The organism is Aeromonas sp. PrichA-15 (genome assembly GCF_017939245.1).
Lineage (GTDB): Bacteria > Pseudomonadota > Gammaproteobacteria > Enterobacterales > Aeromonadaceae > Aeromonas > Aeromonas caviae.
This window is the reverse complement of the sequence record NZ_JAGKRH010000072.1, coordinates 20,436-42,904: the sequence shown is the minus strand read 5'-3', so window position 1 is coordinate 42,904 and position 22,469 is coordinate 20,436. Positions and strand designations below refer to the sequence as shown.

19 protein-coding genes and 1 pseudogene are annotated in these 22,469 nt (G+C 61.9%); 8 read left to right on the top strand and 12 right to left on the bottom strand.

Going from position 1 to position 22,469, the window contains the following annotated elements; all coding sequences use genetic code 11:
• Positions 1-116 (top strand): annotated as a pseudogene (locus tag J9889_RS11685) (ISAs1 family transposase); the annotation flags it as partial.
• Between the two features lie 4 nt (positions 117-120).
• On the opposite strand, the gene J9889_RS11680 reads toward J9889_RS11685, so the two are convergent.
• From J9889_RS11680 to arcB, 4 genes are all read right to left on the bottom strand, one after another.
• Positions 121-3,327: a transporter substrate-binding domain-containing protein gene (locus J9889_RS11680; RefSeq protein WP_246878076.1), complete on the bottom strand. Its 3,207-nt coding sequence runs from the start codon at positions 3,325-3,327 to the stop codon at positions 121-123.
• A gap of 144 nt (positions 3,328-3,471) precedes the next feature.
• Complete coding sequence (locus tag J9889_RS11675; RefSeq protein ID WP_041211124.1) at positions 3,472-3,675, bottom strand: hypothetical protein; 204 nt, start codon at positions 3,673-3,675, stop codon at positions 3,472-3,474.
• 293 nt (positions 3,676-3,968) lie between these two features.
• Positions 3,969-5,345, bottom strand: a complete 1,377-nt coding sequence (gene dgt, locus J9889_RS11670) for a dGTPase (protein WP_210556755.1) — start codon at positions 5,343-5,345, stop codon at positions 3,969-3,971.
• Between the two features lie 29 nt (positions 5,346-5,374).
• Positions 5,375-7,687 (bottom strand): aerobic respiration two-component sensor histidine kinase ArcB, encoded by a 2,313-nt coding sequence (gene arcB, locus J9889_RS11665; protein WP_210556752.1) that lies wholly within the window; start codon positions 7,685-7,687, stop codon positions 5,375-5,377.
• 202 nt (positions 7,688-7,889) lie between these two features.
• Here arcB and J9889_RS11660 point away from each other — a divergent pair, with 202 nt between their 5' ends.
• Positions 7,890-8,888, top strand: coding sequence for a DUF2860 family protein (locus tag J9889_RS11660; RefSeq protein WP_143238030.1), 999 nt, complete (start codon positions 7,890-7,892; stop codon positions 8,886-8,888).
• Positions 8,889-8,949: 61 nt separating this feature from the next.
• On the opposite strand, the gene J9889_RS11655 is transcribed toward J9889_RS11660, so the two are convergent.
• The 4 genes from J9889_RS11655 to J9889_RS11640 all read right to left on the bottom strand — a co-directional run bounded on the left by J9889_RS11655 (position 8,950) and on the right by J9889_RS11640 (position 11,881).
• On the bottom strand, positions 8,950-9,642 hold the full coding sequence (locus J9889_RS11655; protein WP_029313837.1) for a DUF3334 family protein: 693 nt from the start codon (positions 9,640-9,642) through the stop codon (positions 8,950-8,952).
• A 118-nt stretch (positions 9,643-9,760) separates the two neighbouring features.
• Complete coding sequence (locus J9889_RS11650; protein WP_048208798.1) at positions 9,761-10,207, bottom strand: HIT domain-containing protein; 447 nt, start codon at positions 10,205-10,207, stop codon at positions 9,761-9,763.
• A 73-nt stretch (positions 10,208-10,280) separates the two neighbouring features.
• Positions 10,281-10,904, bottom strand: a complete 624-nt coding sequence (locus tag J9889_RS11645) for a DUF2057 domain-containing protein (RefSeq protein ID WP_210556750.1) — start codon at positions 10,902-10,904, stop codon at positions 10,281-10,283.
• A 74-nt stretch (positions 10,905-10,978) separates the two neighbouring features.
• A complete protein-coding gene (locus tag J9889_RS11640) occupies positions 10,979-11,881 on the bottom strand; it encodes a LysR family transcriptional regulator (RefSeq protein WP_210556748.1) in 903 nt (300 codons plus the stop codon).
• A gap of 97 nt (positions 11,882-11,978) precedes the next feature.
• On the opposite strand from J9889_RS11640, the gene J9889_RS11635 reads away from it, so the two are divergent.
• A complete protein-coding gene (locus J9889_RS11635; RefSeq protein ID WP_210556746.1) occupies positions 11,979-12,581 on the top strand; it encodes a short chain dehydrogenase in 603 nt (200 codons plus the stop codon).
• A gap of 123 nt (positions 12,582-12,704) precedes the next feature.
• On the opposite strand, the gene J9889_RS11630 is transcribed toward J9889_RS11635, so the two are convergent.
• From J9889_RS11630 to dapA, 3 genes are all read right to left on the bottom strand, one after another.
• Positions 12,705-13,808: a phosphoribosylaminoimidazolesuccinocarboxamide synthase gene (locus J9889_RS11630; protein WP_210556745.1), complete on the bottom strand. Its 1,104-nt coding sequence runs from the start codon at positions 13,806-13,808 to the stop codon at positions 12,705-12,707.
• Positions 13,809-13,977: 169 nt separating this feature from the next.
• A complete protein-coding gene (gene bamC / locus J9889_RS11625; RefSeq protein ID WP_128273725.1) occupies positions 13,978-15,096 on the bottom strand; it encodes an outer membrane protein assembly factor BamC in 1,119 nt (372 codons plus the stop codon).
• Positions 15,089-15,976, bottom strand: coding sequence for a 4-hydroxy-tetrahydrodipicolinate synthase (dapA, locus tag J9889_RS11620; RefSeq protein WP_201995998.1), 888 nt, complete (start codon positions 15,974-15,976; stop codon positions 15,089-15,091). The genes bamC and dapA overlap by 8 nt, the downstream gene beginning before the upstream one ends.
• 188 nt (positions 15,977-16,164) lie before the next feature.
• Between dapA and J9889_RS11615 the strand changes: the two genes are divergently transcribed.
• The 3 genes from J9889_RS11615 to J9889_RS11605 all read left to right on the top strand — a co-directional run bounded on the left by J9889_RS11615 (position 16,165) and on the right by J9889_RS11605 (position 17,882).
• Positions 16,165-16,698 carry an ACT domain-containing protein gene (locus J9889_RS11615; RefSeq protein ID WP_010673166.1) on the top strand — a complete coding sequence of 178 codons (534 nt, stop codon included), beginning with the start codon at positions 16,165-16,167 and terminating at the stop codon, positions 16,696-16,698.
• Between the two features lie 23 nt (positions 16,699-16,721).
• Positions 16,722-17,186 carry a thioredoxin-dependent thiol peroxidase gene (gene bcp, locus J9889_RS11610; RefSeq protein WP_201995996.1) on the top strand — a complete coding sequence of 155 codons (465 nt, stop codon included), beginning with the start codon at positions 16,722-16,724 and terminating at the stop codon, positions 17,184-17,186.
• 195 nt (positions 17,187-17,381) lie between these two features.
• Positions 17,382-17,882: a YfbU family protein gene (locus tag J9889_RS11605; protein WP_210556743.1), complete on the top strand. Its 501-nt coding sequence runs from the start codon at positions 17,382-17,384 to the stop codon at positions 17,880-17,882.
• A 52-nt stretch (positions 17,883-17,934) separates the two neighbouring features.
• On the opposite strand, the gene yfbV is transcribed toward J9889_RS11605, so the two are convergent.
• On the bottom strand, positions 17,935-18,375 hold the full coding sequence (yfbV, locus tag J9889_RS11600) for a terminus macrodomain insulation protein YfbV (protein ID WP_039040944.1): 441 nt from the start codon (positions 18,373-18,375) through the stop codon (positions 17,935-17,937).
• Between the two features lie 301 nt (positions 18,376-18,676).
• On the opposite strand from yfbV, the gene J9889_RS11595 reads away from it, so the two are divergent.
• Complete coding sequence (locus tag J9889_RS11595) at positions 18,677-19,879, top strand: acetate kinase (protein ID WP_041211117.1); 1,203 nt, start codon at positions 18,677-18,679, stop codon at positions 19,877-19,879.
• Between the two features lie 71 nt (positions 19,880-19,950).
• Positions 19,951-22,104: a phosphate acetyltransferase gene (pta, locus tag J9889_RS11590; protein WP_041211116.1), complete on the top strand. Its 2,154-nt coding sequence runs from the start codon at positions 19,951-19,953 to the stop codon at positions 22,102-22,104.
• Positions 22,105-22,469 lie beyond the last annotated feature (365 nt).

Genomic DNA, 22,469 nt, shown 5'->3' with positions numbered 1-22,469 from the left:
GGCGGTTCGTATTGAATATCGTAAAACAGAGCAATTGTGGTGCTCGAAGTCAGAGAAACAAGCTAAAAAGAGCCGGCTGGAATGACGACTATCGGGCTCAGTTATTCTTTGGTTAAAATATCAACAAAGTGTGCTCCCGCCCTGGGTCAGGGGGGGCGCTTCCCACTGGCACTCGGCCAGAGGCAACGTGAAAGTCACGCAGGTGCCCATTCCGGGGGTACTCTCCAGGGTCAGGCTCCCCCCCATTTTCTGGGTGAGTTGATGACAGATGGCAAGCCCGAGCCCGGTGCCGCCAAACCGGCGGTTGGTGTCGGACTCCACCTGCTTGAACGGGATGAAGAGGGTGCGCTGCTGCTCCAGGGCGATGCCTATCCCGGTATCCCGGATCCGGAAGGCCAGCCGGTCGTCTTCATAATCCACCTGGATGGCGATCGCCCCTGCCTCGGTGAACTTCACCGCGTTGTTCAACAGATTGGAGATCACCTGCCCCACCCTGATCCCGTCGATGCAGGCCAGATCCGGCACCGTCTTCCCCCACCGCAGCGTCACAATGAGTCCCTTGCCATAGGCCAGGGCCGCATGTCCCCGGATGACATCGCAAATCACCGAGGTCAGGCGGCAGTGATGGGGATGCAGTTGCAACTGCCCGGCTTCCATCTTGGAGAAGTCCAGGATGTCGTTCACCAGATAGAGCAGGTGGTTGGTGGAGGTCGAGATATTGCGCAACATGTAGCGCTGATCGTCATCCAGCGGGCTCATTTGCAGCAGCTCCAGCATGCCGTGCATGCCGGAGATGGGAGTGCGAAGCTCATGACTCATGGTGGCGAGGAAGCGGCTGCGCGCCTGGGTCGCCTCCTCCGCCACCCGCCTGGCCTGGCGCAGCTCCAGCTCCTGGCGCTTGAGCTTGGTGATGTCCTGCACCACGCCGTTCAATATGACCCCTTCAAGCCCCTCCTGGTGAACGAAGTGACCACGGATCTGCAAATAGCCCGCCTCCCCCTGGCGCCGGATCTCCACCTCGAGATCCAGCGGCTGCATGCTCAGGGCATGACGATCCACCGTGGCCACGAAGTCCTGGTGCGCCTTGCCTGTCAGCCCCAGGATGGAGGCACCGGTGACCGCCATGCCGACCAGGTCCTCTTCCACCCCCACCATCTCCCTGACCCCTTGCGAGGTGTAGAGGAAGTGCCCCTTGCCCGGTCCAAGCCAGTGATACTGATAGACCAGACCCGGCATGCTGTCGGTGATCTGGGTCAGCCGGGTCTGCGCCTCCTGGGCCGCAAACCGCGCCTGCTCCAGCTCGGTCACGTCGGTCAGCACGGTCAGGATCCCGAGCCGCTTGTCATCGGGCCCCGCAAAGAGCCGCTTGGTGTAGATCATCTGGTGCAGGCGGTCGTCATCAAACCGGATCTCGCCCCGGCCATGAAGCTCCTCTCCGCTCTCCCAGACGCTGGCATCCTCCTCCATCACCCTGGCGCGGATCGACTCGGGCAATCGATCCTGGAGCAACCGCTCATAGGAGCCCGTCAGATTCTCCCCGCCGAGGAACATCTGCCGATACGCCCGGTTCGTCATTGCCACTTCATAGCGCTCGTTGGTCAGCACCACCTGGTTGGGCAGGGCATCCAGCATCATCTGGACAAACACCAGCTGCTCCTCGAGCCGCCGCTCGGCCTCCCGCCGCTGGCTGATCTGGCGGCGCAGCGTCCGGTTCCAGCCCATGAACAGCAAGAGGCAGAGCAGGAAGATGCCGCCGCCAAGGGAGGACCAGAGCAGCACCGTCTTCGGATCCAGTCCCGTCTGTATGGTCAGGGAGAGCCACTTTTTCTCCAGGGCGGAGAGCTCGTCGGGGGGAATGGCGATCAACACCTTGGTGAGGATCTGCTGCAGCATGGGGTCCTGCAACTGGGTCGCCATGGCGATGGGTACCCGCAGGTCGCTGCCGGAGAAGACCACCTGGTAGCGGTCGCTGAATCCCTTTTGCAGCGACTGCTCCAGGGTGGTGGTGCTCATCAGCACATAGTCGACCTTCTGCTGGTCCAGCAGGGGCAGCAATTCGGCATCGCTGGCCACCGGCACGGCGATGGCCCCCACCTCGTTCAGCAAGACCTGCTCCACCGAGCCCCCCACCATGCCCACCCTGTGCCCTTTCAGTGCCCTGGCGGCGGTGAGCTCGGCCATCCCCTGCCTCGCCACGACCACCCGGTTGATCGACGCGTAGTTGGGGGTAAAGCGGGCAAACTGCTGACGCTCCGCGGTGGGAGTCATGGCCGGGATGAGATCCAGCTTGCGATCCTGGAAGAGCGCCATGCTCTGGGCCCAGCTCCGGGTCGGCACCAGGGTGAACTGGAGCCCGGCACGCTGGCTCATCAGTGTCAGCAGATCGGCAATGAGCCCCTTGAGCCGCCCCCTGTCGTCCACCTCGCTCATCCCGGGCCAATCCGGGGCAACCCCGTAGCGGATGACCGGATGTGCTTGCAACCACGCCTGCTCCTGCGGATTGAAGACGATCTCCCTGCTCCTTTTCACCAGGGCATAGTCGAGGATATCCCCCGCCTCCAGAATGGCGCGACGCTCGAGGGGAGAGATATCCTCGAGGGCCCGCTCCAGCAATCCCTGCAAGACATCATTCCTGGGCGCCACGGCCATGGCGAGGGAGGTATCCCTCATCCAGTCGATCCTGGCCAGCGCCATGCCCGCCATGGCTTGCAGCCTGTTCAGCATGGGCAGCTCGGCCAGGTAGGCATCCGCCTTGCCCTCCTTGAGCATGAAGATCGCCTCGTCCCGGCTGTCGGCCGTGATCAGGTTCGAGATCCCAAGGCGCAGCAGCTCATCGCAGGCGCTGACACCGAAGACGCAGACCCAGCGCACCCCATAGGCCTCCTCCAGGGAGAGGCTCTCCCGCCCCCCCGTCAGCAGCACGGCCCGGGGCAGTGCCATCAGCTCGGAGGTAAATTGCATCTGCAGGGTGCGGGTCGGGCTCGGTGCCACCCCGATCAACATGTCGACCTTGCCATCCAGCAAGGCCTGCTGGACCGCCGCATTGTTGGCATAGGCACGGTAGCGAAGGCTCACTCCCAGCCTGGCTGCAATCTGGGAGGCGAACTCATCCAGGGGGCCGGTGAAATTGCCGCGCCCATCGGTATAGACATAGGGTGGCCAGGCCGCCGAAGGCATGCCGACAACCAGTTCATCATGGGTGGCAAGCCAGTGCAGTTCGTCCAGGGTGAAGTTGCTCTGGTCCAGTTGCGCCGGCGCAGCCGCAACCATCAGGCTCCAGAAAGCCAGACCACATAGCAGGATGAGACGACAGCAGCGGCGGAACATTATCAACTCCCATACGAAACGGAGGGGGATCATAGAGTGTTTGGCGCAATGTGCGACAACTAAATTGAGACAATGCTCATCAGGAAAGAAAAATGGCAGGCCCAGGCCTGCCATCCACTAGGTCGGGGGCCGGGCCCCCTCCCATCAGGTTATTCGGTTCCCGAGCCGGAAACCGGTTTGAAACTCCCGCTCACGGATGTGGGCGATCTGCACTTCCTTGCCTTCCAGCCCGATGTCTTTGAGCAGGGCAGGTGAAAGATGCAGGTAGCTGACGCGACGCTCCAGCCGGGTGATCCTTTTTTGAACCAGGGTCTCTACGTGGCGCAGCAGGGCGAGTTCGATAGACATAATATTCTCCAGTTGAACGTGCGGTTCCCCCGGAGAGAGGTGATCACCCTGCGGGACAACCGCGGGTGATGAGAAAAGCAGGTGTTACCTGTCCCCTCCACGCGGCAAATAAAGAGCACGAGTCTTCGCGCTGCCAGAGCAGCGATCGAACGCAACGTTGAACATGGAATGTTGCATGGTCGTCTCCTTACCGTGTGAAAGTTGAACAAGTTGCCGCAGTGTAAAAAAACACCGAATTTTACGCAATATCTCTCCCACCCATATGGGTGGAATGCGGCCAAAAAGAGGTTCAGTCAAATCCCTGAAAACAGCCGGAACTCCTCCAGCGCATAGGTATCCGTCATGCCGCTCACATAATCGAGCAGCAGCCGCACCCGGTAGTACCACTCCTGCTCGCTCTCCTTTTCGAAACGGGGATCCCGGCTCGCCACCGCCAGTCGGTACGCCTTGAGGTGGCGGGCAGAGAGGCGGTGGAACAACCGCCGGGCGAAGAAGAGCTCGCTCCCGCCGTTGCCTGCGAGCAGCCGCTCGAACTGGCTGGCAGGCAGGGCCAGCAGGCAGGCGTAGGTGGAGAGCACCCCGCGCAGGGCGGCATAGCCTTCCAGCTCCAGCGCCTCCACCTCCGGGCGCATGAACACCAGCTCGCGAGCCACCCGCTTGAGGGTATCGAGTACCCGGGCTGCCGGAGCCTGACCGTGCAGCAGCGCCTGGGGATAGGCCCCGCTCAGGATCTGATCGTGCTCGGCCACATAGGTATGGGCGGCCAGCGCCACCAGATCCCGGGTCAGATGCTGGCGAAAATGGGGGAAGAACCCCCGACCGGAGGCAAGCGCCTCATCGAGCAGGTCGGCCATGTAACCGCCCTCGTCCGTCTCGCGCAGGGCTGCCAGCAGCTCGCTCTGGGTGAGGATGCGCCTGTCCACTGCATCCTCGAGATCGGCGATGCAGTAGGAGATGTCGTCCGCCGCCTCCATGATGTAGACCAGCGGATGACGGCACCCCTCGGCCAGCCCCAGGCTCTGGCCGAGGGCACGATAGAGGGGTTGTTCGCTGAAGAAGATGCCGCGCTTGCTGGTCCAGCCGTGGTGCTGACCATAGCCCTGTGGATGGTGCAGGCCCGGCAGGGGCTGCTGCGGGTATTTGCACAGCGCCGCCAGCAGCCCCAGGGTGAGGTTCAGCTCATGGAGGCTGTGCACCAGTCGCAGGCTCTGGGCATTGCCGTCAAACACCAGCAGATCTTGGCGAAGGGTTGCCCATTGGGGGCTCGGCAACTGGTCGTGGGCACGGGCGAAGAGGCCGTCCAGCTCCTGGGCAAGCCACTGACTCATCACCTGCTCGCCGAAATGGCCAAACGGCGGGTTGCCGACATCGTGCAACAGGCAGGACATCTCCACCAGATTGATGAAGGCCCCCTCGCACACCACTCCGTCCGGCAGCGCCGCCAGGATGCGGCGACTGATCTGGCGACCGGTCTCCTGCACCTCCAGCGAATGGGTGAGGCGGCTGCGCACCGAGGCTTTCACATCGAGCGGGAAGACCTGGGTCTTCTGCTGCAACCGACGCACCGGCGCCGCCTGCACGATGCGGGTGCGGTCCTGCTCCGTCGCCTCCAGCAGGTCTTCGTCTCCCCAGGGGTGAATGCGCTCGGGGGGGATCAAACGGTCATACATGTCGTGGCTCCTTGCCTGAGGCGTCGTGTCTACGAGAGCAGCCAGCGCCGCAGGCGGGCGATGTCACCCGGGTATTCCCGGCGCAGGGTTTCAATCCAGTCTTCCACGTTCTCCCACCAGGCGGGGTGATCCGGGCTCTGGATAAGCTGGGCCGTCTGCTGCAACCGGCGCAGGCCGATGGAGCCCGCCGCCCCCTTGATCTTGTGGGCCTCCTCCACCACACCGGCCTGATCCCTGGCAATCATGTTGGAGTCGAGTACTGCCATGTAGTCCGGCATCATCTTCTCGAACAGCTCGACGCTGGAGAACAGCACCGGCTTGCCGACCGTGCTGGCGTAATCGGTGAGGAAGGGCAGATCCAGCAGGGCATCCTGATGGTGGACATCGTCCTGCTCGTCCGCCTCGTCCCCGGCAAGATCCGCAAACAGGTGGCCTATCACCTCCCGCACCGCCTTGGAGCCCAGCGGCTTGTTGATCACATCCTGCATGCCGTGATCCCGGTAGTACTGGCGATCGCCGGTGGCGTTGGCGGTGAGCGCCACCATGGGGGGCAGGCTGTCGCCGTAGCGCGCGAGCAGTTGCTCCGCCACATCGAACCCCGTCATGTCCGGCAGCTGGATGTCGAGCAGGATCAAGTCGAAATCATCCGGGTTGGCCATGGCCAGCGCCTCTGCACCATCCCGCGCCACCTTGACCTGATGGCCGAGCTTGTTCAGCAGGGCGCAGGCCACAGTCACGTTGAGCTCCACATCCTCCACCAGCAGGATGTCGAGGGAGGGCATCTCGGGCTCCGGGGCCGCGGCCTTGGGCTCGACGCAGTCCACCTCCAGCTCGGTGGTGAAGCAGGCGCCTTCGCCCGGGTCGCTGTCCACATAGAGTTGACCGCCCATGGCCTGCACCAGCTGGCGGGAGACCGCAAGACCTATGCCGGTGCCGGTGGCGTGCTTCTTGCCCTGCACCTGATAGTACATGGCGAAGATCTTCTCCTGCTGGGCACGGGGAATGCCCACCCCGGTGTCTTCCACCTCGAAGTGCAGCGCCAGCTTGCCCGGTTCATCAGCGGCGTGGGCGAGACAGCGTATGGTGACGCCCCCTTCATCGGTGAACTTGACCGCATTGCCCACCAGGTTCCACAGCACCTGACGCAGCCGGGTGCCGTCCGCCATCACGAACTGGGGCATGTCGCCGTCCCGGTCGAAGTGCAGGTAGAGCCCCTTCTGCTCCGCCTGGATGCGCGACAGCGTCTCCAGCTCGTCGAGGAAGGCGGGCAAATCCAGCGGAGCCGGCGCAATCTCCAGCCGGCGACGGTCGAGCTTGTCCAGATCGATGATGTCGTTGAAGATGTTGCCGAGCGTCACCGCGCTCAGGTGGATGGTCTTGAGCTGCTGCTGCTGTCTGGCATCGAGGGGCGTATCCATCAACATCCGGCTCAGGCCGACGATGCCATTGAGCGGGGTGCGCAGCTCGTGGCTGATGGTGGAAATGAAGGTGGTCTTGTCCCGACTCGCCTTCTCCAGCTTGTCCTGGTACTGCTTGCGCTCGGTGATGTCGCGACCAAAGCCGAGCAGGCCGAGCCGCTTGCCGAAGCGGTCGAAGAAGGGCACCTTGCGCAGCTCGAAGTAGGCCTTGCGGCCATCGGGATACTCCAGCCACTGCTCATAGGTGAGCGGCTCGTTCTGGGCGAAGACCTGCTTGTCGGTCTCCACCACCTTGCTGGCGATGTCGTGCTTGTAGACATCGAACGGGGTCAGGCCGATGAGTTCCGCTTCCACCTTGCCGGTGAGCTCCTCCATGGCGCGGTTGCAACCGGAGAACTGCTCGTCCTCGTTGCGGTAATAGACCAGATCGGGGGAGCAGTCGATGAAGGAGCGCAAGAGGGCGGTACGCTCCCCCAGATGCAACTGGGCCTTCTCCCGCTGGAACACTTCGTTCTCGAGATCCTCGATGGCTTGCTGGCGCAGGGTCTCGGCCCGGTTGGTCTCGGCGATCTGGGCGTTGAGCCGGCTGATGTTCTCCTGCAACTGGCTGTTGAGCTCGAGATCCCGCTCGCGCATGTCTTGCAACTTGCGCACCATCCGGGTCAGCCGTTGGCGGGAGTCCTCCAGCTGATCCACCACGATGGAGAGAAAATAGACGGCCCAGGGGGTCACCAGCAGACCGAAGAAGACAGAGCGCACCAGGTCGACGATGTCCACGGTGCCGCGCAAAAACAGGGTCACCCCCATCTGGATCGACACGGCCAGCACTATGATGGCGGTGGCCAGGAACATGCTGAAGCGCACCAGTCCCAGCTTGGTCATCAGGTCGACGTAATATTGCGCCCAGGATTTGATCTGCTTCATCTCGTTGTTTTCTCCCCTTTTCTTGCGCAAACAGGATACCAGTACGGCGCCATGAACTCTTGTCCGTCGCGTATTCAATTATTGATTAACGTCACACTCCGGCTGGGGTAGCATGCCTGCCATGCTTCAGTCAGCACCGGTTCCACCGGGATACCGGGGCGCACTGTCACCCTTCTCATTCGTTATGTCAGGAGCATACCCGATGCGAAATCATGTTCTGTTGAGCCTTGGCCTGCTGGTCGCCACCACCGCCCACGCCGATCTGGGGGAGATCCCCCGCCAGACCGGCTGGTCCGGTTTTCTGCTGGGCGGGGTCAATGCCGGCAGCCACAAGTCCAACTTCTATGCCGGTGACGACAGCAACAGCCGTATCGATGATCTGGGCTCCCCCGGCCGCGAAAGCGGTCTGAGCCCGCTGCTCAATGCCGATATACGCTACACCTTCGCCGATACCCGCACCCAGGTCTTCCTCGGCAACCTCATCCAGGACGCGGTGCGCTTCGACTTTACCCAGCAACTCGGTCTGCGCCAGGAGATGGGTGACAAGGGTATCGTCGCCACCTCCCTGGTGTTCAACCTCATGCCGGTGGAAGTGTGGAACGATCCCTTCGCCACCGGCGTGGATCGCAGCGCCACCGATCTCACCTCGAAAGGGGTGCGCTTTGCCTGGGACAGGATCTGGGGCAGCAACGTCTACGCCACCCTGACCAGCCGGGAAGTGGAGCTCGACGAGGAGCGCAGTGGCCAGCAATATGACCTGACCCACGGCACCCACTACGCCTCCATGCTGAGCCGCAACGGCAAGGTCCACGACCTGGCTGTCTCCTACCAGTACCACTTCGGCGGCGACCAGTTGCTGGAGCCCGCCTTCCTCTACAAGGAGGCCCGCCTGGACGGGAGTGCGGAGAGCTTCAAGAATACCGGTCTGCAGCTGACCTATGCCAAGCGCGCCTCCCAGTGGTCCATCGTGAGCAACCTCTACGCCGGCAAGCGCAAGTATGACGAGGCGAATCCCCTGTTCGGCCAGCGCGCCGATGCCAGCGAGTTCGCCCTCAATGGCACCTTCTTCTGGCACAACCTGTTCGGCATCAAACCCCTTGCCGCCACCTTCACCGCGGCCTACTCCAGCGCCGACTCCGACATCGACTTCTACGATGCCGAGGCGCTTCGATTCAGTACCGGGCTGCTTTACAACTTCTGACCCGCCCCAAGCAAGGAGGCCACCCCCGGGGTGGCCTCTTCATTTGCACAACCCTCGACCATCAGATGCCGAGGGAATCCAGCAGATCGTCGTGCTCGTTGCTCGCCGGCGCGGCCGCCGGTGCCGGTTTGGCTGACTGCTTGGCCTGGGCGATCAGCTCGTCGGGATCCACCTCCTCCTGCACGCCGCCATCATGGATCCGGATAAACTCCGTCTTGTCCATGGCCAGCTCCAGATAGAAGATGTTGTTGCTGGCGGTGAAGAAGGTCACCCGGCGGGTCTCGGGATTGTCGAGGTTGGTGTCGACGCTCAGCATCACCTGCTTGTTGAGCGCCAGCATCTTGGGCTGGTTCTGGGTGATGTGGGTCTGCAGCTCGCGCCCCACCTTGGTGGTGAAGCTGCCGACGATCTGGTTCATCAGCTCGCCCATGACGTTGCTCACCTCGTCCGAGGTGTGGGAGATGGCGAGATCCTCCTTGGAGAGCCCCATGCTCAGCATGTAGCTCTGGTAGAGCTCCATGGCCGCGGCGGCGGAGAAGTTGATCACCACCAGCCCGGAGAAGCCGCCGTCAAACAGCACGAAACAGCCGATGTCAGGCTTGAGGCAGGTCTTGCTGATCCGCTGCACCATGCCGGAGAAGCGCACCTGGGTCTGGGTCGCCGCACTCAATACGCTCGTCACCGAATTGCACAGGCTCAGCAGTACGTCCTCTGTGGTCAATACGGCATCATCCTCGGATCTTGTCACTATCATGGAACCTTCCTGCTGATCGAAATAATGGGGCTGTCACTCGTGTCGCCCATGTCACCATGCACCGGCGCGATACGCTAACAGATTGCGTGATCCCGGTGCCCAAAGCGCGAGCCACCTCTCACTTGACTGGATTATCAGTCAGAAATGGCTGAAATCCATCCAGGGTAGCCAGACGGCTTTGCCAACTGGCAGCCGCCCCTTGCAAGGCCTGCTCCTCATAGGGAATGGCGGGACAGGCACCCCAGATGGGACCGGGCCAGGCCGCATCCGAGCTGAAGCGGGCCACGTGGTGCAGGTGCAGCTGAGGCACCAGATTGCCGAGGGCCGCCACGTTGATCTTGTCCGGGCCGAGTGCCCGCTCCATCAGGGTGGCGACGGCGCAGGACTCCTGCATCAACTGCTGTTGCTGCTCGGGGGCCAGATGATGGATCTCCCGCAGGTTGGCGACCCGGGGCACCAGAATCAGCCAGGGATACTGGCTGTCTTTGGCCAGCAGGACGCGGCACAGGGGCAGATCCCCGAGTATCCGGGTATCCGCCTGAAGGCGGGGGTGCAATTCAAACATGGGGGCCTCGCTGATCAACATGGGCACATCGGGAATCAAAGATGTGCCCACGTTACTGCAACGGGGAGCAAACTTAAAGGCGCGGCACGGCCCAACCGATGAAGCGCTTGCGAAGCGCGGGGTCCGCCTGCAGGAAAAGCTGTTGCAACTGCCCTTCCAGGGCGCTGGCCGACACGGAGGAGGCCCGGGGCGTCGCCACGGCGGCCGCAGTCACATCCGCCGCACCGGCGAGCACGGCAGGCCCCTCGCCACGGTTGTACTCCATCAGCCTGGCATGCCAGTCCATGCCGATCTGCATCCCTTGCACCACCAGCGTATCCTGGCGCACCTCGAGGGGCTGCCCCCCCGCCACCAGGCCCAGGACAGGGGCCCTGGCGTAGCGTTCCATCCCGGCCTCGTCCGCAGGCACGGGAGCCTGCAGGCGCACCGACTGCCCGCGGGCCTCATAGCGAAGCACCTGGGGCTCGGAGCGAACCTGGCGATCGTTGTCGCTGCTGTTGCGACTCGGGATCACCCCCTCGTAACGCACCAGCAGTTGCTGCTCTCCGTCGGCCAGCACGGCGTGCTGCTCGTCCTGCACCTTGCCGGCGCTCACCGCCAGGATCTGGAAATCCCGAGGCACCTCGACCCTGACCTCGGCCTGCACACCGCCGCAGCACAGCAGCGCAACCCCTGCCCAACCCTGATGACGCTTCATTCCCTGACTCTCCTTTCGCGATGAAGGGCGCAGGGTAGCAGCCCCAGATGACAGAAAAATAACGGGATGCAGGCTCACCCCAGCAGATAATGGGGCCGCTCGGCAAACCACTGGGCCAGCACCTGCTTGAACAGCCGGATCTTGCGCGGCACCCGGCGCTGCTGGGCGTGCAGCACATGGATCGGGTGCAGGCCGGTCTGCCACTCCGTCAGCACGGCCACCAGCTCCCCTCGGGCCAGGCTGGCCTCCACCAGCATCAGTGGACACTTGGCAAAGCCCATGCCCGCCCGGGCCAGTTGCAGCAGGGTGCTGTAGTGGTTGGCCCGCACTCGCCCCTGCACCAGGATGTGCGCCTCCTCTTCCCCCTGGCGAAAGTGCCACTGCTCCCAGTCCGGGTTGTGGCCCTGCAGCAGGCAGGATCGCCCCCCCAGCTCATAGGGAGTGGCGGGGATCCCCTCCCGCGCCAGCAGGGCGGGGCTTGCCACCACCACATCCTTGAGCCTGCCGAGCGGCAGGGCCACCAGGTTGTCGGGGATCAGCTCCATGGCCCGCAGAGCGATGTCATTCTCCCCCTGGCTCATGTCGATCATGGCATTGGTGAAGTTGAGCTCGACCTGGGCGCCGGGGCACAGTTCGGCAAAACGGGCGAGCAGCTCGCTCACCATGCGGTCCCCCGTGCTGACCGGGCAGGTGAAGCGCAGGCGGCCGCAGTCCTCCTCGGTCAGGGCGCGGATCCCCTCCTCCGCCTCCCGGGCCAGGGCAAAGATCTCGCCGGCCTGCTGGTGAAGCACCCTCCCCGCCTCGGTCAGGCTGAGTCTGCGGGTCGTGCGCTGGAGCAGCTGGGCATTGAGGGCGGACTCCAGGGCGCTGACATGGCGGCTCAGCATCCCCTTGCTCACCCCAAGGGCATCGGCAGCGGCGGAGAAACTGCCCCGCTGCACCACTTCATAGAAACTGGCCAGGTGAGTGATATCCATCATTAGCACCAATATGGAAACAATGGGTTCATCATAAGCGCTTTTCCTCCCTTTTTATCCCGCTATCATCAACTCATCTCAACCAGGAGCGATAGATATGAAGATTGTGATTGTGGGTGCCTCCGGCACCATTGGCGCCGCCGTCAGCGAACTGCTTGCCCAGGATCACCAGGTGATCCGGGTCGGTCACAGCCAGGGGGATGCCAGAGTGGACATGCGCGACCCCGCCTCCATCAGAGCGCTCTTCGAGCAGGTCGGGTCCTTCGATACCCTGGTGGTCGCCAGCGGCAGCGTCGCCTTCAATGCCCTGACCGAGATGACGGACGAGCAGTGGCAGGTGGGGCTTCAGAGCAAGCTGATGGGCCAGATCAACCTGACCCGGGCCGCCATTGCCCACCTGAGCGACCGTGGCTCCATCACCCTCATCAGCGGCATTCTGAGCGAGGAGCCCATCCACTGGGGGGTGAGCGCCACCACCATCAACGGTGCCATCGAGCACTTCGTGAAAGGGGCCGCCTGCGAGCTGCCAAGGGGCATTCGCATCAACGTGGTGAGCCCCACCGTGCTGGAAGAGTCCATGGGCAAGTATGCCGACTTCTTCCCGGGCTTCGTGCCGGTACCCGCCGCCCGGGTGGCCCAGGCCTACAAGAAATCGGTACTGGGGGTACAGACCGGTCAGATCTTCCGGGTCAATGGCTGAGCGCTCCGGACAACCCAATGAAAACGGGCCCCGTCATGGGGCCCGTTTTGTCATCTGCGTTGCAAGCGCCTCCCCTGCCACCGGCAAACGTTTGTGCGCCTGCGGCAAAAAAAGCGGTCGGCCTCAGTCGATCAGGCCGTACTGCTCCCGCAGTACCTCGATGATCTCCTGCTTCGGATTGGTACTGCGTACCAGCGGCTGACCGATGATCTTCTCGGCGATCCCCACATAGGTGCGGGAGATATCCATCATCACCTCGGTGGGCAGCTTGTTGTCACGGGCCAGGGCGAAGCGCTCGGGCATGCGGTTCTTGTTGAGCAGGATGTCCGGATCCGGGAAGTGGTTCAGCAGCCACTGGCGGAAGCCCTCTTTGGACTTCTCGATGATCTCGCCGCCGCGAAGGGCTGCGCCGTCCCAGATGCGGGAGCTGTCGGGGGTGCCCACTTCATCCATGTAGATGAGCTTCTCGCGACCGGCGGCATCGGTCACGTAACCGAATTCGAACTTGGTGTCGACGAAGACCTGATCCAGGGCAGCCAGCGCCTCGCTGATGACGTTGAAGCCCTCTTTGAGCAGCGCCTCGTAGCGGTCGATGTCCGCCGGGGAGCGGAAGCCGAAGGCCTGATGGTGGCGCTCGATGTCGCCGCGGGAGACGTTGACGTCGTCCGCTTCCGGCACGCCATCCAGCCCCTTGAGGATCCCCTTGGTGGACGGGGTGATGAGGATCTCGGGCAGCTTCTGATCCTTCTTGAGCCCTTCCGGCAGGGTGATGCCGCAGAATTCCCGCTCACCATCCTTGTAGGCACGCCACATGGAGCCGGTGATGTACTGGCGGGCAATGGCCTCGATCATCACGGGACGGGCTTTTTGCACGATCCAGACGAAGGGGTGCGGGATGTCCAGGATGTGGCTGTCCGCCAGCCCCTGCTCCTTGAACAGCTTGAACCAGTGGCTGGAGATGGCATTGAGCGCCGCGCCCTTGCCCGGCACGCCGTTCAGACCGCCCACCCCTTGCCAGATGCAGTCGAAAGCCGAGATGCGATCACTGATCACCATGAGGGCCAGGGGCGTATCGGCCGGCACATCATAGCCTTTCTCCCGAATGAGCCGGGCACTGTCTGCCGGGGTCAACCAGTAGACGCTGCGCACTTTGCCGGAATGGACAGGTTTATCGGTACGGATCGGCAAATCGTCGTTCACCGCCAATACTTGATCTGCAAGACTCATGGCTAATAACACTTCCTGTTGTGGGACTAGTTAGGCAGGGGCACCAGACCCCTGTCTGTGGGGGATTCACATCATCAGGTACTCAGGCCCGGGGCAACCGGCTCGGCACGTTGGCCTTGCGGCAACCCGGACATAACAAAACAGGGGCGCGAGGCCCCTGTTTCCATGCTTACTTCGCCCCATGATCGGCCAAGCCCTTGGCAAAGGCCTCGGACAGGCTGATGTACATCTGGGAGATGACACCGGATGCGACAGGTTTCTTGTCCTTGTCGAACAGGGTGATGGAGGTCTTGCCGCCCGTCATCTCGCCGAGCTGGAAGCGATACTTGTCTTCCTCGAGCTTGAAGGGCTCCGCTCCCTTGGCCTTCCAGAACTCGCTGTCCGGCTCGTCGTACTCCACGTCGATCCAGCCCAGGGACTGCTGGGTGTCCTTGATGGTGAAACCATAGGCAGGCAGCACCTGATTGAGGCGGCGCCACACCTGGTCAAACGACCCTTCGGCAATCCAGGCGCTCAGCTCGTTGTTGTCCAGACCCAGCTCCAGCCCCATGCCATCGCTGGACTTGTGCTGTTCACGGGCCTTGAGCTGCTTGTCGTAATAGAGGGAGAACTGGTTCAGGGCGCGGGTAGCATAACGCTGGGCGTCCGCCGGCGTCAGCACAGTGCTGGTCTCGCCGTCGATGGTCTCTTCGTGATCCAGCACCCGTACCGACATCTTGATGGCGTGACGCTGCACATCGTTGCGCAGGGTGAACTGGTAACGCTGACGGATCTTGAAGTCATCGTCATCTTCCGCCCAGCCATCGAGCACCGCGGAGTTGTCAAACCAGCCGGTCTGCAAGACGCCGTCCTGCTGGTCCAGCTTCTCGGTGGTGACCTTGTGTTCGGCCAGGAAGTTCATCAGGAAGGCCCAGGTATCGCGCTCCACGCTCTGGGAAGTGCTGAGGGCATAGAAGGCGACGGTTGGCTCGCTGGCATTGGCCACCACCTGGCTGCCGGGCACCACGGTGAGCAACTGGGCGGGCGGACGCACGTCCACCTTGGCCCCGAGGGCACCCTCACGGCTGCTCTCGGGCAGGGCCGGAATGTCGAAATTGCTGTTAAAGGCGGGGGTACTCAACCCGGCGGGCACAAGGAAGGCGCGGCCTTCGAGGCGGCTCTCTTCATACTCGAAGCCACGGTTGGCCATTTTGCGTTCCTGGGGTGAGCTGCAGGCAGCCAGCACGGCCACCGTCGCGACACTCAGTACCAGGCGCACTGCATTTCCCTTTCCATTTGCTTTAAACACTCGCCATCAACTCCGCAGTCGTCAGTGCTCGCGCCATCGCCGCTTCCCCCTCGGGGGTGAGATCGGTCAGGGGCAGACGCAAGGTCGCCGTCGCCATCAATCCCAGCCGGGCACAGGCCCATTTCACCGGGATGGGACTCGGTTCACAGAACAGAGTCTGATGCAACGGCATCAATCGATTGTTGATGTCATGAGCCTGCCCGGCATCACCGGCCAGGGCAGCACGACACATGTCGGCCATCTGGGGCGCCGCAATATTGGTGGTGACCGAAATGACACCATCGCCCCCTTGCAGCATAAAATCACATCCGCTGGCGTCATCGCCACTATAAAGCGCAAAATCCGGCCCGCACAGTTCGCGCAGCAGCGGGGTACGGCCAAGATCGCCAGTCGCTTCTTTCAAACCTATGATGCCGGGCACCTTGGCCAGACGGGCCACCGTCTCGGGTTTGAGGTCACAGCAGGTGCGACCGGGCACATTATAGAGAATTTGAGGCAGACCACTAGCCTCGGCGATCGCACAATAGTGACGATAGAGGCCTTCCTGGGTGGGTTTGTTGTAATAGGGGGTAACCGAGAGACCCGCCACCACGCCCATGGTGGCGAAACGCTGGGAGAGGGCGATGGCGTGAGCAGTATTGTTGGATCCGCAGCCCGCGATGACGGGAATGCGTCCGGCGGCGTATTCCACCGTCTTCTCAACCACGGCGATATGTTCCTGCTCGCTCAGGGTGACCGACTCTCCCGTGGTTCCCACGGCGACGATGGCGCTGGTCCCGGCATCCACATGATATTCCACCAGCGCTGCCAGACTGACCCAATCGATGTCGCCCGAAGGCAGCATGGGGGTAACGAGCGCAACAATACTACCGCGTAACATGGATAATTCTCCCGATTTTCAGGGGCGTAATGGTAAAGCTGCCCCTTTTGAAAAACAAGGGAGGCACGGGACAAGCCGTGTTACCATCCGGCACAAAACGTATGAATGCACGAGCGCACAAGAGGCCTCCCGGCAGGGTGCCGGCACCCGCGGTCAACGCATTCTCAATAATGGACGAGAGACGATTTATGACTCACTACCTGGTCGTAACGGCCATCGGCACGGACAGGCCTGGCATCGTCAATGAGGTGACCCGTCACGTCAGTGGCTGCGGTTGCAACATTGTCGACAGCCGTCTTGGCATCTTCGGCAACGAATTCACCTTCATCATGCTCCTGTCCGGTGACTGGAACAGCCTGATGCAACTGGAAATCAGCCTCCCACTGCGCAGCCAGGAGTGGGATCTCATCACCATGATGAAACGCACCGAGCGCCACCACTCCCTGCAATATGACATCAGCGCCAGCGCAGAGGTGCTGATCCGGGATCAGCCGGGCATCGTAAGTCAGTGCACCCAGTTCTTCAGCGATCACGGCTGGGACATCCAGGCCATGCAGACCATCACCCTGGAACAGCAGCCCTTCAACCTGCTCAAGGCGAACTTTCAGTTGAATCTCTCCAAGCAGGGAGAAGAGCCTGGCTCGAAGACAGCCTTCGCCGATTTCTGTCGTGGACTGGGCGCCGAGTCGTTCGAATTCATCGTCAATCACAAGTACGCCTGACGGCGTTTATCCGAGGAGACCCCATGTCACCACTAGAAGCTGGTACCCAGGCCCCCGATTTCACCCTCTCCGATCAGGACGGCAATCAGGTTCGCCTCGCCGACCTGCGCGGCAAGAAGGTGCTGATCTATTTCTACCCCAAGGCGATGACCCCGGGTTGCACCACCCAGGCCTGCGGTCTGCGCGACGTCAATAGCGAGCTGGCTGCCCTCAATGTGGTGGTGCTCGGCATCAGCCCGGACAGCGCCAAGCGCCTGAAAAAGTTCGAGGCGCGCGACAACCTCAACTTCCGCCTGCTGGCCGATGAGGATCACGCGGTGGCCGATGCCTTTGGCGTCTGGGGCCCGAAGAAGTTCATGGGCAAGGAGTATGACGGCATCCATCGCCTGAGTTTCCTCATCGACGAAGAAGGCAAGGTTGCCCATCGCTTCGACAAGTTCAAGACCAGCGATCACCATCAGGTGGTGCTCGACCTCGTCAAGGGCTAAGCCGCCAGCGGCATTGTTGCAGGGCTCGCCATGGCGGGCCCTGCTCGTTTCACCACGGCATCAGCCCCACTCTCTGGCGGCTCACCAGGGCGCCTCTTCCCCCCCTTTTCTCGCCAACCTCCCCTCTCAGATCAAAAAATTCATCCTGGATATGGGTTAACGTGACCCCAGATTCATTTTCCAGCGAGACAGCCCATGAACATGAGCCACACCGAACGCCTGATCCTGAGCAACCAGTACGAGATCCTGGCCAAACTCAATCCGGAAAAGGCGGCGTTTTACCAGCGTGCCAGCACCATCGTCGAGCGCGGCTACTGCCTGCAGATCCTCGAGCTGGAGAAGAGCTTCGGCCATCTGGATCTCGCCACCTGCCAGGAGGTGCTGGACACTCTGGAGCTGCACCATGCACTGGCCATCTCCTGGGGCAACCTGGATGCCAGCGCCCGGGCCGATGTCAACGAGAGCCGCCTTGCCTTCAACGGCTACAGCCGCAGCCAGGAGCGGGAACTGGTGGATTACGTCTGCTTCCTGCTGGAAGTGGACAAGCGCTTCCCCGAACTGCCCTGCCCCTGCGATGAGCTCTCCAGCGACATCGCCATGCGGGACAAGTACCAGCGCATGCTGGCGGTCTGGCGTCAGTGCCCCCGTCAGTACAAGCTCTCCATCCAGGAGATCAGCAAGGTGCTGGCCGCCTGAATGTGAAAAAGGCGCCTGAGGGCGCCTTTGTCGTCAGTCTGACTCCGGAAAGTCATTCGTAGAGGAAGGATTTGTCCAGCTGCTTGAAGGCGGCGTTGAGGGTATCGGCCAGCTCTTCGTAGCGGGGACGGGCCACCAGCTGACGTTGACCGCCCTGCTCGTTCATCTTGCCGTTTATCTCCCGATACCAAGTGGCGAGGGAGGGGGGCAGCCGGGTATCGGCGCGCTGGCCGAGCCAGTAGTACCCTTGCAGCGGCAGGCTGAGCAGGAAGAGCACGGACGCCATCACGGAGGGCCAGTAATGAAGCTCGCCAAACTGGAACTGCACCATGACGCTGAGCACCGCCAGTGCCGGGATCACCTTGAGGGCGAATTCGGTGGCCCTGATCACCCGATTCTCCGGGAACATGGAATTAAGCTCGGGACGGCGCGGCCAAAGAGTCATATAATGACGGCCTTGCTGTAATTTAGTTCCAAAAATGTTCATGCTCATGCTACCTCCGAGCTCTTTTCGAACGCATTAACGGCAAAACCTCGACAATATTTGAGAGGCAATAACAAAGGTTGAGGATGACTTTGTTATTTTTCAACAATCAGGTTATCCTTTGTACGCCCATTTTTACGCTGGGGCACGGCCACTGACCAGTCAGGGACGTCTGAATTTCGGGTCTTGTATCACTATACAAGGGGCAAGCAACAGATTGCCAACCCTCATAAGGATAAGTTGATAGTTTTTGGACGCACCGCGTCCGGCGCATCCTCCAACCCAACCCAATCTGCGATAGGATTTATTCATGAGTAAGCTGGTTCTTGTTCTTAACTGTGGCAGCTCGTCCCTGAAGTTTGCTGTCATTGACGCAATCACCGGTGATGACCTGCTGTCCGGCCTGGCCGAATGCTTCAACCTCGACGACGCCCGCATCAAGTGGAAGCTGAACGGCGAGAAAGGCAACGCTGATCTGGGTGCCGGTGCCGCTCACCAGGAAGCGCTGGACTTCATCGTTCACAAGATCCTGCCGCTCAACCCGGAACTGTCCAAGAACCTGATCGCCATCGGCCACCGCGTGGTACACGGCGGCGAGCGTTTCACCTCCTCCGTTCGCATCTGTGATGACGTCATTGCCGGCATCGAAGCCGCCATTCCTTACGCACCGCTGCACAACCCGGCTCACCTGATCGGTATCCGTGCCGCCCTGAAGGTCTTCCCGGAACTGGCCGAGAAGAACGTCGCCGTGTTCGACACCGCCTTCCACCAGACCATGCCGGAAGAAGCCTTCCTGTACGCCCTGCCGTACAAGCTCTACAAAGAGAACGGCATCCGTCGCTACGGCGCCCACGGCACCAGCCACTACTACATCAGCCTGGAAGCGGCCAAGCAGCTGAACAAGCCGGTGGAAGAGCTCAACATCATCAACTGCCACCTGGGCAACGGCGGCTCCGTCTGCGCCATCAAGAACGGCCAGTCCGTCGACACCTCCATGGGCCTGACCCCGCTGGAAGGCCTGGTGATGGGTACCCGTTCCGGTGACATCGATCCGGCTATCATCTTCTTCCTGCACGACAAGCTGGGCATGAGCGTTGCCGAGATCAACACCATGCTGACCAAGGAATCCGGCCTGCAGGGTCTGACCGAAGTCACCTCCGACTGCCGTTTCGTTGAAGACAACTACGACAGCAAGGAAGAAGCCAAGCGCGCCATGGACGTGTACTGCTACCGTCTGGCCAAGTACATCGGTGCCTACGCCGCCGCCATGGACGGTCGTCTGGATGCCGTGGTCTTCACCGGCGGCATCGGCGAGAACTCCGCCCCGATCCGTGAGATCACCCTGAACAAGCTGGGCCTGCTGGGCTTTGACGTCGACCACGACGCCAACCTGAAGGCTCGCTTCGGCAAGGGCGGCGAGATCACCAAGGCTGGTTCCACCAAGGCCCTGGTTATCCCGACCAACGAAGAGTGGGTCATCGCCCACGACGCGCTGGAACTGGTCGGCGCATAAATTAGCTGTAGAGCAAGGCCGCCCCCAGGGCGGCCTTTTCCTGATCCCAAAAAATGAACAAGGGGTAATAAGTGGCACGCACTATTATGCTCATCCCGGTCGGCACTGGTGTCGGCGTAACCTCCGTGAGTCTTGGCGTCGTTCGCGCCATGGAACGTCACGGTGTCAATGTCAGCTTCTTCAAACCGGTCGCCCAGCCGCGTCCGGGTGAAACCGGTACCGAGCGCTCCACCGCCGTGATCCGCGCCGCTGCCAACATCAACCCGCCCGAGCCGTTCGCCCTCTCCTACGCCGAGAACATGATCACCTCCAGCAACACCGACATCCTGCTGGAAGAGATCGTGGCCCGCTTCGAAGAGCACGTGAAGACCAGCGGTGCCGAAGTGGTGGTGATCGAGGGCCTGGTTCCGACCGACAAGCAACCCTTTGCCAACAAGCTGAACTACGACGTCGCCAAGGCGCTGGACGCCGACATGGTGTTCGTGACCCATCCGGGCAACGACTCCAGCCAGAAGCTCAAAGAGCGCATCGAGCTGGCCTGCTCCAACTTCGGTGGCGTCAACAACCCGCGCATCGTGGGCTGCGTCATCAACAAGGTGGGTGCCCCGGTTGACGAGCACGGCGTGACCCGTCCCGACCTGACCGAGATGTTCGAAGCGCACCACCACGGCGCCGATACCGGCCACAACCTGGAAGTGCTGCAGGTCTTCGGCAAGAGTCCGCTACGCATCCTCGGCTGCATTCCCTGGAACACCCAGCTGATCGCACCACGCGCCAAGGATCTCGCCAAGCACTTGGCCGCCAAGATCATCAACAAGGGTGAGCTGGAAAGCCGCCGCCTGCAGACCGTGACCTTCTGCGCCCGCTCCATCCACAACATGATCGAGCACTTCCGTCCAGGCAGCCTGCTGGTGACTTCCGGCGACCGCTCCGACGTCATCGTCTCCGCCTGCCTCTCCGCCATGAACGGCGTCAAGCTGGGTGCCTTGCTGCTGACCGGCAACTACCACCCGGAACCCCAGGTGATGGCCCTGTGCCAACAGGCTATGGCCACCGGTCTGCCGATCATGATCACCGGCACCAACACCTGGCAGACCGCCGTCAGCCTGCAGAACTTCAACGTCGACATCCCGGAAGATGACCGCGAGCGTATCGAGCTGGTGCAGGACTACGTTGCTGGTCACATCGACAAGCACTGGATCGAGTCTCTCTCCGCCAAGTCCACCCGCTCCCGTCGCCTGAGCCCGCCGGCCTTCCGCTATCAGCTGACCGAGCTGGCCCGTCAGGCCAACAAGCGCGTCGTGCTGCCGGAAGGGGAAGAGCCGCGCACCATCAAGGCGGCCGCCATCTGTGCCGAGCGCGGTATCGCCCGTCCGGTGCTGCTGGGCAACCCGGACGAGATCCGCCGCGTCGCTGAACAGCAGGGCGTGATCCTGACCGACCGCGTCGAGATCATCGATCCCGTTGCCGTACGCGAGCGCTATGTGGCTCGTCTGGTCGAGCTGCGCAAGAACAAGGGCATGACCGAAGTGGTTGCCCGCGAGCAGCTGGAAGACAACGTGGTACTGGGTACCATGATGCTGGAGCGCAACGAGGTCGACGGTCTGGTATCCGGCGCCGTGCACACCACTGCCAACACCATCCGTCCGCCGATGCAGATCATCAAGACCGCCCCGGGCTCTTCCCTGATCTCCTCCATCTTCTTCATGCTGCTGCCGGATCAGGTGCTGGTCTACGGTGACTGCGCCATCAACCCGGATCCCACCGCCGAGCAACTGGCCGAGATCGCCATCCAGTCCGCCGACTCCGCTGCCGCCTTCGGCATCGAGCCGCGCGTGGCCATGATCTCCTACTCCACCGGCACCTCCGGCGCCGGCGCGGATGTGGAGAAAGTGCGTGAAGCGACCGAGCTGGCCAAGGCCAAGCGTCCCGACCTCATCATCGACGGCCCGCTGCAGTACGATGCGGCCATCATGGAGAACGTCGCCAAGTCCAAGGCACCGAACTCCCCGGTTGCCGGCAAGGCCACCGTGTTCGTCTTCCCGGATCTGAACACCGGCAACACCACCTACAAGGCGGTACAGCGCTCCGCCGAGCTGGTCTCCATCGGCCCCATGCTGCAAGGCATGCGCAAGCCGGTCAACGACCTCTCTCGCGGCGCCCTGGTGGACGACATCGTCTACACCATCGCCCTGACCGGCATCCAGGCAGCCCAGGCCGAGTAATCGACCCGCAGTCCGATGCAATGAAAAACCCGCCGAGAGGCGGGTTTTTTTATGGCTCGCGCCCAGAAATGTTGATCCGCAAGATCAGATCGGGATCCCGTCCGGATCCACGAACAGATCCGCGTTCCGCCCTTGGCAAGGCACGAGGGATAAGCAAACGCTCACACCCTCGCCAGGGGATTGCACAAATGCGATCCAGCCAGGATCAAATTGAAATATCCCTTTAAGATCATGAGACTAACGCCAGACACACCGCTAATCTACAGAGTTTTCCACAGCTTTTGTGGATAGTTTACCGATCATTTGAAAGAAAATGACAGGTGAAGGCCCTCCCTCTCATCTTCTCTTTCACCCCCTTGATAACC

Coding starts and splice junctions, on each gene's coding strand:
- J9889_RS11680 (WP_246878076.1), bottom strand. CDS start 3,327: ATGTTCCGCCGCTGCTGTCGTCTCATCCTGCTATGTGGTCTGGCTTTC.
- J9889_RS11675 (WP_041211124.1), bottom strand. CDS start 3,675: ATGTCTATCGAACTCGCCCTGCTGCGCCACGTAGAGACCCTGGTTCAA.
- dgt (WP_210556755.1), bottom strand. CDS start 5,345: ATGTATGACCGTTTGATCCCCCCCGAGCGCATTCACCCCTGGGGAGAC.
- arcB (WP_210556752.1), bottom strand. CDS start 7,687: ATGAAGCAGATCAAATCCTGGGCGCAATATTACGTCGACCTGATGACC.
- J9889_RS11660 (WP_143238030.1), top strand. CDS start 7,890: ATGCGAAATCATGTTCTGTTGAGCCTTGGCCTGCTGGTCGCCACCACC.
- J9889_RS11655 (WP_029313837.1), bottom strand. CDS start 9,642: ATGATAGTGACAAGATCCGAGGATGATGCCGTATTGACCACAGAGGAC.
- J9889_RS11650 (WP_048208798.1), bottom strand. CDS start 10,207: ATGTTTGAATTGCACCCCCGCCTTCAGGCGGATACCCGGATACTCGGG.
- J9889_RS11645 (WP_210556750.1), bottom strand. CDS start 10,904: ATGAAGCGTCATCAGGGTTGGGCAGGGGTTGCGCTGCTGTGCTGCGGC.
- J9889_RS11640 (WP_210556748.1), bottom strand. CDS start 11,881: ATGGATATCACTCACCTGGCCAGTTTCTATGAAGTGGTGCAGCGGGGC.
- J9889_RS11635 (WP_210556746.1), top strand. CDS start 11,979: ATGAAGATTGTGATTGTGGGTGCCTCCGGCACCATTGGCGCCGCCGTC.
- J9889_RS11630 (WP_210556745.1), bottom strand. CDS start 13,808: ATGAGTCTTGCAGATCAAGTATTGGCGGTGAACGACGATTTGCCGATC.
- dapA (WP_201995998.1), bottom strand. CDS start 15,976: ATGTTACGCGGTAGTATTGTTGCGCTCGTTACCCCCATGCTGCCTTCG.
- J9889_RS11615 (WP_010673166.1), top strand. CDS start 16,165: ATGACTCACTACCTGGTCGTAACGGCCATCGGCACGGACAGGCCTGGC.
- bcp (WP_201995996.1), top strand. CDS start 16,722: ATGTCACCACTAGAAGCTGGTACCCAGGCCCCCGATTTCACCCTCTCC.
- J9889_RS11605 (WP_210556743.1), top strand. CDS start 17,382: ATGAACATGAGCCACACCGAACGCCTGATCCTGAGCAACCAGTACGAG.
- yfbV (WP_039040944.1), bottom strand. CDS start 18,375: ATGAGCATGAACATTTTTGGAACTAAATTACAGCAAGGCCGTCATTAT.
- J9889_RS11595 (WP_041211117.1), top strand. CDS start 18,677: ATGAGTAAGCTGGTTCTTGTTCTTAACTGTGGCAGCTCGTCCCTGAAG.